At 74.0% G+C, this 11,725-nt stretch carries 9 protein-coding genes; all 9 read left to right on the top strand.

The window, feature by feature from the left end; genetic code table 11:
* The 9 genes from AC0VX4_RS07515 to AC0VX4_RS07475 all read left to right on the top strand — a co-directional run bounded on the left by AC0VX4_RS07515 (position 1) and on the right by AC0VX4_RS07475 (position 11,697).
* A complete protein-coding gene (locus AC0VX4_RS07515) occupies positions 1 to 522 on the top strand; it encodes a CinA family protein (RefSeq protein ID WP_162838059.1) in 522 nt (173 codons plus the stop codon).
* An 80-nt stretch (positions 523 to 602) separates the two neighbouring features.
* Positions 603 to 1,880 (top strand): hypothetical protein, encoded by a 1,278-nt coding sequence (locus tag AC0VX4_RS07510; RefSeq protein ID WP_475464165.1) that lies wholly within the window; start codon positions 603 to 605, stop codon positions 1,878 to 1,880.
* A 107-nt stretch (positions 1,881 to 1,987) separates the two neighbouring features.
* Positions 1,988 to 2,389, top strand: coding sequence for a helix-turn-helix domain-containing protein (locus AC0VX4_RS07505; protein WP_036334756.1), 402 nt, complete (start codon positions 1,988 to 1,990; stop codon positions 2,387 to 2,389).
* 98 nt (positions 2,390 to 2,487) lie between these two features.
* Positions 2,488 to 2,706: a DUF3046 domain-containing protein gene (locus AC0VX4_RS07500; protein WP_002856506.1), complete on the top strand. Its 219-nt coding sequence runs from the start codon at positions 2,488 to 2,490 to the stop codon at positions 2,704 to 2,706.
* A gap of 122 nt (positions 2,707 to 2,828) precedes the next feature.
* Positions 2,829 to 3,929, top strand: coding sequence for a class I SAM-dependent methyltransferase (locus AC0VX4_RS07495; RefSeq protein WP_143741612.1), 1,101 nt, complete (start codon positions 2,829 to 2,831; stop codon positions 3,927 to 3,929).
* Positions 3,926 to 7,252 carry a glycosyltransferase family protein gene (locus tag AC0VX4_RS07490; RefSeq protein ID WP_098471416.1) on the top strand — a complete coding sequence of 1,109 codons (3,327 nt, stop codon included), beginning with the start codon at positions 3,926 to 3,928 and terminating at the stop codon, positions 7,250 to 7,252. The genes AC0VX4_RS07495 and AC0VX4_RS07490 overlap by 4 nt, the downstream gene beginning before the upstream one ends.
* On the top strand, positions 7,249 to 9,363 hold the full coding sequence (locus tag AC0VX4_RS07485) for a DUF6270 domain-containing protein (protein WP_475464164.1): 2,115 nt from the start codon (positions 7,249 to 7,251) through the stop codon (positions 9,361 to 9,363). The genes AC0VX4_RS07490 and AC0VX4_RS07485 overlap by 4 nt, the downstream gene beginning before the upstream one ends.
* Positions 9,364 to 9,619: 256 nt before the next feature.
* Complete coding sequence (recA, locus tag AC0VX4_RS07480; RefSeq protein ID WP_036315035.1) at positions 9,620 to 10,684, top strand: recombinase RecA; 1,065 nt, start codon at positions 9,620 to 9,622, stop codon at positions 10,682 to 10,684.
* Complete coding sequence (locus AC0VX4_RS07475; protein WP_098471418.1) at positions 10,681 to 11,697, top strand: regulatory protein RecX; 1,017 nt, start codon at positions 10,681 to 10,683, stop codon at positions 11,695 to 11,697. Before recA ends, AC0VX4_RS07475 begins: the two co-directional genes overlap by 4 nt.
* Positions 11,698 to 11,725 lie beyond the last annotated feature (28 nt).

The raw sequence follows: 11,725 nt of genomic DNA, 5'->3' as shown, positions 1-11,725 counted from the left end.
ATGGCGGCCGCCCGGGACGTGGTGCACGCGCTCGCGCACGCGGGCCTCACGGTGGCGACGGGGGAGTCCCTCACCGCCGGCCTGCTGGCCGCGCGCCTGGCCGACGTCCCCGGGGCGTCGGCCGTGCTGCACGGCGGCGTGGTGGCCTACCAGAACGCCGTGAAGACCGGCCTGCTGGGTGTGCCCGAGGACCTGCTCACGCGGGTCGGGGCGGTGGACGCGGACGTGGCCCGACGGATGGCCCTCGGCGCCCGCGCGGCCCTGGGCGCCGACGTCGGCGTGGCCACCACGGGCGTCGCCGGGCCCGAGCCCCACCAGGGCCGGCCGGTGGGCACCGTGTGGCTCGGCCTGGCCGTGCCCGACGCGGACGCGAACGCGCTGGACGTGCTCGGCGGCGGGCGCGACGGCGCGGCCACCGCGATCCTCCTCCGGCTCGACGGCGACCGGGCCGCGATCCGGGAGGCCACCGTCGCCGCGGCGCTGCGGGCCCTGACGCGCCTGCTCGCCGGCCGCGGCCACTGAGGCGGCACGGGGGCGCCGACTGACCCGCCTTGGCGCCCCGTCCCTGGTGGCGGCCCGCCCCGCCGCGTAGGTTCGGCGCGATGGAGACCGCATCGCCTCCCACCCCGCCCGAGCGTGCACCGCAGGACGGCGCCGACGCCCCGGGTCCCCGCGTGATCGGACTCGTGGCCGACCCGGGCACCCCGGGGGCGCTCGTGCGCCGCATCGCCGGGGACGTCCAGGACCGGCTCGACGAACGCCTGCCGCAGCCCGGCGGTTGGCGGGTCGAGACGCGGCAGGAGTCGCTGCCGGTCGGTGCGACCGGGGGCATGGTCCTGGAGGAGCCGGTCCGCTCCCTCGCGGACCGGCAGGGATGGGACACGGTGGTCGCCGTCGTCGACCTGCCCCGGTTCGACGACCGGCGCGGCGTGGTGGCGGACGTCGTGCCGCAGCTGCGGGTCGGCGTCGTGTGCGTGCCGGCGCTGGGGGTCATCACCCCGGCCCGCCGGCTGCGGGAGACGGTGCTGCGGATCGTCGAGCACATCGACACCGCCCCCCACGTGGACCCGCCGGACGGGGAGCTGGACGTGCAGTCCTCCGACGAGTCCGGCGAGGTGGAGGAGGACGGCGGCCGGTCCCCGGTGGACGGGCTCCCCGAGCCCGACACGGACGCACTGCGGGGCATCGCCCCGCTGGTCGACGTCGACGCGGACGTGACCACGACCACCCGGATGGGCGGCGGGTCCCGGCGCACGTCCACGGTGTACGTGAAGGGCTGGACGGGCACGCTGCGTCTGCTGGCCGGGATGGTGATGGCCAACCGGCCGCTGCTCATGCCGCGGGACATGACGTTCACGATCGCGTCGGCCAGCGCGGCCGGTGCCTACGGCGTGTTCTTCGGCTCCATCTGGGTGCTCTCCAGCGTGATGTCCCCGGGGCGGCTCGCGGCGGTCAGCGTGCTGTCCGTGGTGCTGCTGGTGGCGTGGCTGGTCACCACGAACGGTCTGTGGACGCACGGTGCGGCCCACCGGCACAGCTCGCGGCTGGACAACCTCTCCACCGTGCTCACCGTGGGCCTGGCCTGCACCGTGGTCTACGTGCTGCTCTTCGTGACGCTGCTGCTGGTCGCGCTCATGATCATCCCCGTGGAGTACCTGGAGGAGGAGCTCGACCAGCCCAGCGGTGTGGTCGACTACGTCCGGCTCGTGTGGCTGGCGGCGTCCATGGGCACGATGGCCGGGGCCGTCGGCTCGAGCCTGGACGACTCCCACCGCATCCGGAACGCCACGTACTCCCTGCGGGAACGGCATCGGCGCTCGGAGCGGCACGCCGGGGCCGGGGAGGGCCCGACGGCGGGGGAGACCATGTCTCGGGAATGAACGCGACCCCGCCCGACGTTGAATGTAACGAGTCAAGAAGAGTGCCTCGCGGGATCAGGCCCGCGGCCCGGCGCCCTTCAGGAAAAGTCCAGGAGTAGGCGATAGACATGATGCGACATCCCGTCCATTCCCACGGAATCACGCGCTGGGTCGATGACCAGCCCCGTCCCCGCGCGGCCACCCCCGACATCAAGGAGCGCAGCATGCCCCTCCTCCGCCACGAGATCGGCGACGTCCTGCGCGACGTCCGGCAGCTCCAGGGCCGCACCCTGCGCGAGGTCTCGCACGATGCCCGTGTCTCGCTCGGCTACCTGTCGGAGGTGGAGCGCGGCCAGAAGGAGGCCTCCTCCGAACTGCTGGCCTCGATCTGCCAGGCGCTGGACATCCCGCTGTCCTACCTCCTGCGGGAGGTCTCGGACCGGCTGGTGGAGCAGGAGGGCATGGTCGTCCCGGACACCTTGCCGGACGACCTGACGGACCCGAGCCTGGGCTCGCTGGCCGGCCGCTGACTCCGCCACTCCCACGGCGCGGGCGCCCCGTCTCGGGGCGCCCGCGCCGTCTGCGTCCCCGTCCCTGACCCCGTGACCGACCACAGAGAGGACCGTCCGTGCGCGAGAGCGAGTTCCGCCGGCTGATGGACGAGGAGTTCGGCCCCGCCCGGGCCGGCCTCGTGGCCGACTCCCTGCACCTGCCCGGTCTGGACACCACCGCGACGGCGGCGCTCGCCGCCGGTGTGGACCCGCGGCGGGTGTGGCTGGCGGTCTGCGACCTGCATGAGATCCCGCAGGAGCGGCGTCTCGGTCGGGACGTGCCGCCGAAACGCTGACGCCGCGACGTCCCCGGCGCCCGAGACCTCCCTCGGTTAGGGTGGTCGAGCGGTCGTGACGGGTGCCCCCGCCCCATTCCGGTCCGTTCCCCCGTACCCCGAGGCAGCAGACAGGAGCCGTGGTGACGTCAGCGCAGGACCCCCCGGAGCGTACGGCACGGATGGCCGCGGCCCTCGCCCCTGGGGACCTCGTCGTGGCGGTGGGCGCCGACCTGAGCGACCATGCACTCCATCTGGCCTGCGCCGCCGGGGCGCACGTCCTGGCCGTGACGCCGGATCCGCGACGGGCCGCCGACGTCGAGCAGTCCGCGCGCCGACGCGACCTCCACGACCGAGTCGAGGTGCACACCTGCGCGCTCGGCGCGCTCCCGGATCAGTCGGCGCGCGACGTGCCGGGGCGTACCGTGGACGGTCTCGTCGGCCGACGTGTGGTGCGCATGCTCGCGATCGACGTCGACGGGCTCGGGCCCGAAGTGCTCGAGGGCGCGAGGGACACGCTGCGCCGCGGCAGGCCGCTCGTGTGGATCGACTGCCCCGACGAGCGGGCGTACCGGGCCGTCGCCGCCGTGCTCTGGCCGCTCGGCTATCGGGTGCAGGACATGCAGGACTGCTCCCCGACGCTGCTGTTCGCCCCGGCCGCCCCGGGCGTCGGCCCGGTCGACGATCCGGGCGTCGACGCGGCATTGCGGCGGCTGTATGCCGAGCGCCGGACCGTCGAGGCCCTGCGTGGGCGGCTCCGGTGCGAGGGCGAGGGCGCCGACACCGCCGGCGTCGTCGGGCTCCACGGCACCGGGATCTCGGAGATCGAAGCCGGGGCACGGGATGACGTCGTGGTGATGCGCGCCGAGCTGGCCGCCGCCCGGCGTCGCGTCGAGGAACTCGAAGCGCGGGCCCGGCGGGACCGGGAGGACTTCCGGGTGCTGCGCGGCTTCGTCGAAGACGTCCAGCAGCGGCTCTGGGAGGAGAGGCAGGCCAGGGCCGCACGCGAGGCCGCCGGTGAGCGGCTGCGCGAGGTGGAAGAGGCGCTCGGCCGCGTGGCCGAGGAGAAGGAACGGGTGGCCGCCACGGCCCGGGAGGCCCGGTCGGCGCTGCGCCGGGTGCGCGCCTCCCGCACCTACCGCGTCGGCCGCGTCCTCGGCGAGGCCCGAACCCTGCAGGGGGCTCGGCGCGCCCTTCCGCGTCTGGTCTCGATCATCCGTGAGAACCGGAAGGACGACGCATGAGCCGCTCCGCCCCCGAGCCCGTCGTGCCCGAGGAGATGACGGCGCGCCGGCGCCCCGGCCCCTCCGTGCCGGTCCGGCGTCGAGCCGGGCGCGCGGGCCGTCTGGTGGTCGCGTGCATCCTGGACGAGTTCTCGCACACCGCCTTCGAGAGCGAGGCCGACCTCGTCCCACTGTCCATGGAGTTCTGGCGTGCGGAGCTCACCGCGGCCCGCCCGGACCTGCTGTTCGTGGAGTCCGCGTGGCGGGGTCACCGGCAGGCCTGGTGGAACACCGTGCACCGACTCGGACCGGAGCTGCGCGGGATCCTGGAATGGTGCCGCGATCGCGGCGTGCCCACGGCCTTCTGGAACAAGGAGGACCCGGTCCACTTCAACACGTTCCTGACGACGGCGGGCCAGTTCGACGCGGTGTTCACGACGGACCTGGACTGTGTGCCCCGCTACAAGCGGGAACTGGGCCACGACAACGTCCACTTCCTGCCCTTCGCGGCGCAGCCCGCCGAGTCGAATCCGGCCGAGGTCTTCGATCGGGTCGACGGCTGTGCCTTCGCCGGGGCCTACTATGCGCGCTATCCGGAGCGGCTGGCCGACCTGCGGGAGCTCTCCGCGGAGCTGTCGTCCGAGGGTCGCCGGTTCGACGTCTACGACCGCAACCTCGGCCGTCCCCCGTCGGGCTACACGTTCCCCGAGGAGTACGACCGGTTCATCGTGGGCGGCGCGCTCACCCCGGACCTGTTGGACGTGCCCTACAAGGGCTACACCGTCAACCTCAACCTCAACTCGGTGAAGCAGTCCCAGTCGATGTTCGCTCGGCGGGTGTTCGAGCTGCTGGCGTCGAACACGCTGGTCGTCAGCAACTTCTCGCGCGGACTCCGACTGATGTTCGGGGACCTCGTGATCTCCACGGACTCCGGTCCGGAGCTGCGCCGCCGTGTCGAGGCCCTGGAGGCCGAGCCGAACGGCGTCGAGCGGCTGCGTGCCATGGCCCTGCGCAAGGTCCTGCGCGAGCACACCTACGCCGAGCGGCTCGAGTTCGTGGCCTCCCGGTCCGGGGTCGCGATGCCGGCCGCGGCGGTCGAGCGCCCCCTGCTGGTCCTGCCCGCGTCGGCCGGACACGACCCGTCCGCGGTCCGCGCGCTCGTGACGGACTGGCGGGCGCAGTCGTGGACGGACTGGGTCCTGGCCGTGGTGGCCGCGGACGAGGCCGACCTGGGGGAGTCCGTCGCCGACCCGCGCGTCGTGACGGTGGACGGCCCGGACGCCCTCGACGCCCTCGCGCGGGCGAGGGGCTGCACCAGCGTGGGCACGCTCGACCCAGGCGACTGGTACGGACCGCACTACCTGGAGGACCTGGTCCTCGCCCTCCGGTGGGCCGATGTCGAGGCGGCCGGGCACGACGAGCACATCGCCGTCGTCGACGGCGTCGTGCAGCGCCGACGGGCCGGCACTGCCTGGACCCTGAGCGAGGATCTCCGGCCCGCGCGTTCGCTGGTGCGGCTCAGCGGCGACGTCACGGCGGCCCCCGGCGATGTCACCCGTCTGCTGGCCCAGGACGTCGTGCCGGGCCTGGCCGTCGGGCCCGTCGAGTACGTGGCAGGCGGGGCCGACTCACCGACGCTGTTGCGGGAGCAGGCGGCGACGCTCGAGCTCGACCCGGGGCTGTCGCTCGCGGCGATCCGCGCCCATGCGGACGCCCTCGAGATCGACGAGCCGGACGAGGAGCCGGACGTGCTGGACCTCGGCCGCATCCTCGAGGGCATGGCGACGTTCGACCAGCTGAGCGTCCTCTGGGAGGAGGGCGGCGCACGGGTGAGCTCGACCATGGAGACGGGCCGGCACCAGTACTGGATCAACCCCCTGATCCGACCCGTGGCCGAGGCGGTGCGCGGAACCGAGGAGCAGCTCCACCTCGACGTCGGGGTGGGGCTCGACGTGATGCTCGTGGCGTTCTGGCTGAACGACGCAGGGGAGCGCATCGGCCATGCGATGATCCCGGCGCGCCAGTACACCCGGGTGCGCGTCCCGGCCGAGGCCACGGGCCTACGGTGGGGGCTGCGCGTCAGCGGGACCGGCAGCGCCGTGATCCACCGGGTCGTGCGGGGTCCGTACGTCGCCCCGCCCGTGCCCATGCTGACCGGCAGCCCGGACCTGCTGGTCACGAACATCTACCCGTCGTACGGGAACCTGTACCGCAACGGCTTCGTGCACGCTCGGCGCCGCAGCTACCTCCAGCGGGGCCACCGGATCGAGGTCGTCGTGCTCGGGGCCGGGGACCAGCCACGGTTCCGGGAGTTCGAGGACGTGGACGTGGCGATGCTCCGCCCCGCCGACCTGGCGGCGACGCTGGCCTCGGGGGAGGTGCGCACGCTGATGGTGCACTGCCTCCTGCCCGAGACGTGGGAGGTGCTCAAGACCGCCCCCGCGCTGCCGCCCACCACGGTGTGGACGCACGGGTTCGAGATCCAGCCCTGGTGGCGCCGGCGCTTCAACTACACGACGGCGGCGGAGCTGGAGGCGGCCCAGGCGGCCTCCGAGGCGCGCTTGGCGATGTGGCGGGAGGTGTTCCAGACGACCGGCGACGACGTCCACTTCGTCTTCGTCTCCCGCTGGTTCGCGGAGACCGTCTTCGACGACGTCGGCGTCCGCCTGCCCGAACACCGGTACTCCGTCATCCACAACCCGGTCGACGGCACCGTCTTCCGCTACCGGGAGAAGACGGCCGAGGACCGTCTGCGCATCCTCTCGATCCGGCCGTACCATTCCCGGGTGTACGCGAACGACCTGGCCGTGGCGGCCGTCCTCGACCTCGCGGCCGAGCCGTGGTTCGACGAGCTCGAGTTCACCTTCCTCGGGGACGGGCCGCTCTTCGAGGAGACGATCGCACCGCTGCGCGATCTGCCCAACGTCACGGTGCGCCGCGGCTTCCTGACCCACGCGCAGATCGCGGCCGAGCACGCGCGCCACGGGGTCCTGCTGGTCCCGAGCCGCAGCGACACCCAGGGCGTCAGCCGCGACGAGGCGATGTCCTCGGGTCTGGTGCCCATCACGTCGGCGGTGGCCGCGATCCCCGAATTCGTCGACGAGGAGGTCGCCTTCCTGGCGCCGCCCGAAGACCACCGCGCGCTCGCGGACGCCGTCCGGACGCTGCGCGCAGAGCCCGCGCGGTATCTGCGGATGTCCGCGGCCGCGGCACGCCGGGTCCGCAGACAGTCCGGCGCGGACCACGTGCTGGACGCCGAACTCCGCCTGGCGTTCCGCACCGACGGGGACCACTCCGCTCCGTCGGTCCGTCCCCATCCCGAGAGAGAGGCCCACAGGCCATGACCGCACGCATCGCCGTCGTCGGGAGCGCCCTCACCCGCTCCGCCCTGGTCGCGGACCCCCGGCTCTCCGTGCCCGCCGGGCACTTCCTCGCCCGGGTCTCCATGGCTGGGCTGGGCACCCCGCCCGTCGAGGACGCCGACCTGACCGGGGTCGCCTCGGACTTCCGGCGCGAGCTGGTCCGTCGCGACGTCGACCGCATGCTCGTGGCGGACCTGGTCCGGCTCGATCCCGACGCGATCGTCGTCGACGTCGCCGACGAGCGATTCGCCCTGGACGTGCTCCCGTCCGGGGCCGTCGTGACCGTCTCGCCGGAGTACCTCGAGTCGGCGCCGCCGCAGGACGGCCGGCGCCGGGTGCCCAGCGGCGACGAGGAGCACCTCGCGCTGTGGGTGGCCGGGTGGCGGACCTTCCTCTCCACCCTGGACGCCGTGGGTCTGAGAGAGCGGCTGATCCTGCATCACGGCGGGATGGCGGTCCGCACCGCGGACGGGACCCCCGCCCGGCACGAAGCCGCGATCCTCGCCGCCGCGCGCTACGCGGACCGGCTCGCCGACCGGGCGGCCCAGGACCTCGACCCGGCCCGGGTGGTGCGCGTGGACGACGCGATCAGGCACGCCGCGCCGGCCGACGACGGCACCGCCGACCCGCTGGCCCTCGCCCCGGCGGCCGCCGCCGCGCTGGCCGCCGGGGTGGTCGCCGTGCTGGACGGGCGCGATCCATGGGAGGTCGACGGGCTCGTCGACGTCAGCCCGGACGCGGAGCCCGCCGAGTGCGCCGCGCCGCAGGCCCACGCAGAGCCCGCCGCGCCACAGGCCCCCGCCGAGTCCGCTGCGCCCGAGCCGTCCGCACCGCACCGGGACGTCGTGGAGAGCGACTATGCGAACTACGGGGTCGACCCGGTCCGCTGGGAGTCGGCCGAGGAGTTCGCGGCCTCCGGCTTCGGCCCGGGACTGCACATCCTGCCGCTGCCGGACGGCAACCACCTGGACCTCATCATCCGCGGTGACCTCGGGGGTGTGGGCGAGCGCGAGTCCGTCGTCGTCTTCCTCACGGGTGCGATGAGTCAGCGGAACAGCGTGGCCCCGCCGTTCTTCGCCGGGCGTCGGCTCACCTACGAGCTGGGGATCCCGTGGGTCGCCGTCAGCGACCCCTCGATGCAGCTCGCCGACGACCTCCTCCTCGGGTGGTACACGGGCTCGCCCGGCTCTCAGGCCCACGCCACGCTGCTCGCCGCTCTGCGGGCGCTGGCGGACGGGCTGGACCGTGACCTGCTCCTGGTGGGCGGGTCCGGGGGCGGCTTCGCGGCGCTGCGGCTGAACGAGGAGCTCGAGGGGCGCAGCAGCGTCTTCGCCTGGAACCCCCAGACGGATCTCCTCGATTACCATCCGCCCACGGTGCGGGACTACCTGCGGACCCTCTTCCCGGGCGAGGACCTCGACCCCGGCTCGGAGCGCGAGGCCGTGGAGGCGCGGCTGGCCGAGGAGGGGATCGGGCACCGGGTGGGCACGCTCGACGCGGGCCGTCGCGTGGTGGTGTTCCAGAACGCGGGCGATCACCACGTGGAGGGGCACCTGCTGCCCCTCGTCCACCGCACCCCGGGCATGACGGGCGGCCCTCGCCGGTTCGCCACGGACGCCGAGCACCAGGTGCGGATCGCCACTTGGGGGGCCGGGCACGCCGCGCTGCCCGCCCACGTGACGGCGCGGGCCGTGGACGCGATGCGTCGGGGCCACTCGGCCTCGACCGTGGCGACGGACATCGACGCGCTGCTGGCGCATGAACGGGGCGACGACTCGGACGGGCCGGACGTCCTGGTCACCGCCGAGCCCGGCGGGCTCTCACGGGTGGACTGGGCCGCCTTCCCGGGAGAGGCCGACGACGGGCACGCCTGCACCCTGTCCCGGATGCTCGGCGAGGACGTCGTGGACCAGGTGGAGCACATCGGTCCGCCCGCGGTGCTGTCCCGGCTGGACGAGGGGGAGCACTGGCGGCTGGAGGCGTTCGACGCGCGCGGTCGGCGGGTCCACGAGATCCACGTCGACGGTCGGGGGGACCCGGTGCCGTCCGGCGGTATGGGCGGCTCCGCCCGGCCCCGTCGCGCCCGGCAGTGACGCCGGCGCGTCCGGGTGCCGGCGGTCCGGCCGCGGCACGGTCTGCGGCCCCGGGACCGTCTGGGGCCCACGCCGGTCTTCGAACACGTGTTCGAAGAATGCGGTAGAGTCCTGCACAGCAGTGCGACGGGGTGATCTCGTGCACAGGCGGGGCGGGCCACGCTTATCGTGTCCGCCGCCCCCCGTAGATTCACGGACATGACCGAGGCGGGCGCTCCAGCGTCCGCGGCAGCACCACCAGAGCTAGGGGTGAAGGATGAGCAAGGTGACGGATCGCGAGAAGGCCCTCGAGGCCGCTCTCGCCCAGATCGACAAGCAGTTCGGCAAGGGTTCCGTCATGCGGCTGGGAGACCAGACCCAGGCACCCGTCGAGGTCATCCCCACGGGCTCGGTGGCCATGGACGTGGCACTGGGCATCGGCGGCCTGCCGCGCGGCCGCGTGGTGGAGATCTACGGCCCGGAGTCCTCGGGCAAGACCACCCTGGCCCTGCACGCGGTGGCCAACGCGCAGCGCAACGGCGGCATCGCGGCCTTCATCGACGCGGAGCACGCCCTGGACCCGGTCTACGCCCGCAAGCTCGGGGTGGATACGGACGCCCTGCTGGTCAGCCAGCCGGACACGGGCGAGCAGGCCCTGGAGATCATGGACATGCTCGTCTCCTCGGGCACCCTGGACATCGTCGTCATCGACTCCGTGGCCGCGTTGACCCCGCGCGCCGAGATCGAGGGCGAGATGGGCGACTCCCACGTCGGCCTGCAGGCCCGCCTCATGTCCCAGGCGCTGCGCAAGGTGACCGGCCGCCTCCACCAGACCAAGACCACGGCCATCTTCATCAACCAGCTGCGCGAGAAGATCGGCGTGTTCTTCGGCTCCCCGGAGACCACCACGGGCGGCAAGGCGCTCAAGTTCTATGCGTCCGTGCGCATCGACGTCCGCCGCATCGAGACCCTCAAGGAGGCCGGCAACCCCGTCGGCAACCGCACCCGCGTGAAGATCGTCAAGAACAAGATGGCCCCGCCCTTCAAGCAGGCCGAGTTCGACATCCTCTACGGGGTCGGCATCTCCCGCGAGGGTGGCCTGATCGACATGGGTGTCGAGGAGGGCATCGTCAAGAAGTCCGGCGCGTGGTTCACCTATGACGGGGACCAGCTCGGGCAGGGCAAGGAGAACGCCCGTCGGTTCCTCCGGGACAACCCGGACCTTGCCAACGAGATCGAGCAGCGCATCCTCACGAAGCTCGGCATCGGCGTGGCCCCGGAGGCCGAGGATGACGAGGCCCCGGCCCTGACCGCGGTTCCGGGGGACACTGCGGCCGGATGACCCGATCGCGCAGGAGCGTCGGAGGCGGGGCCGCCCACCGGTCGGAGACGACCGGCCGGAGCGGCTCCGCCTCCGGTGCGTCCGCGTTCGACGACGCCCGGGACTCGGACGTGGGCCGGATGTGGCTCGACCTGGCCGGCGCACCGGAGCCGACGTCGTCCGACGCGGACGCCACGGACGCCGAGCAGGACGCCGTGCCCGCGCACGACGCCGGAGCCCCCGCAGGGGACGTCCCGGACCACGCCCCCGGCGCGGCACCGGATCTCGGGGCCCTGCTGACCCGCGCGAGCGACCTGCCCAGCCCCGCGCCCGGCGCCGGGCCCCGATCGCTGCCCTGGTCCGAGCGCCAGGACACCCGGGCGGACACCGAGCGCCGGGGCCGACAGCGGTCCACCACGCCCCCGCGGCGTGGCCGTCCTCGCGACGAGGGTCGCCCGGCCGTGGATCCCCGCCCCGCCGTCGAGGCCGATCGCCCCCGACGTCGCCCCGGCCCGGCGCCCCTGCCCACCGCACCGCGTGAGCGCGAGGAGGCCGCACGCGAGGTCGTCCTGCGCCAGCTCGCCCTGGGCCCCCGCTCCCGCGGCCAGCTCGAACGCAAGCTCGCCGAGCGCCAGGCCGAGCCCGAGCTGATCGAGCGCGTCCTCGACCGCTTCGAGGAGGTGCGGCTCGTGGACGACGCCGCCTTCGCCGAGGTCTGGGTCCGCAGCCGTCACCGAAGCAAGGGCCTGGCGCGCCGCGCCATCGGGCACGAGCTCCAGCAGAAGGGCGTGGACCGGGAGATCGCCGCCGAGGCGCTCGAGGCCATCGACGGCGAGGACGAACGGACCGCCGCCCTGGACCTCGTGCGCCGACGGCTGCGGGGCCGCACCGTCCCCGGCGGTGCCTCGCCGGAGGCCCGGGCCGAGCGGGACAAGGTGACCCGCCGCCTCGTCGGCATGCTGGGACGCAAGGGCTACGGCGGCGGCCTCGCGTTCGCCGTCGTGAAGGAGGTCCTCGCCGAGCACGAGGAGTGAGCGGCCCCGGGCCGCGCCCGGAGTTCCT

The organism is Micrococcus sp. 63XJN7_8_ISO-PGPR-S23-253, from assembly GCF_056173425.1.
This window is presented reverse-complemented; position numbering and strand designations above follow the sequence as displayed.

Bases quoted from the DNA above. Each gene is read 5' to 3' on its own strand.
- AC0VX4_RS07490 (WP_098471416.1), top strand. From the start codon at position 3,926: ATGAGCCGCTCCGCCCCCGAGCCCGTCGTGCCCGAGGAGATGACGGCG.
- AC0VX4_RS07475 (WP_098471418.1), top strand. From the start codon at position 10,681: ATGACCCGATCGCGCAGGAGCGTCGGAGGCGGGGCCGCCCACCGGTCG.
- AC0VX4_RS07505 (WP_036334756.1), top strand. From the start codon at position 1,988: ATGATGCGACATCCCGTCCATTCCCACGGAATCACGCGCTGGGTCGAT.
- AC0VX4_RS07485 (WP_475464164.1), top strand. From the start codon at position 7,249: ATGACCGCACGCATCGCCGTCGTCGGGAGCGCCCTCACCCGCTCCGCC.
- AC0VX4_RS07510 (WP_475464165.1), top strand. From the start codon at position 603: ATGGAGACCGCATCGCCTCCCACCCCGCCCGAGCGTGCACCGCAGGAC.
- recA (WP_036315035.1), top strand. From the start codon at position 9,620: ATGAGCAAGGTGACGGATCGCGAGAAGGCCCTCGAGGCCGCTCTCGCC.
- AC0VX4_RS07515 (WP_162838059.1), top strand. From the start codon at position 1: ATGGCGGCCGCCCGGGACGTGGTGCACGCGCTCGCGCACGCGGGCCTC.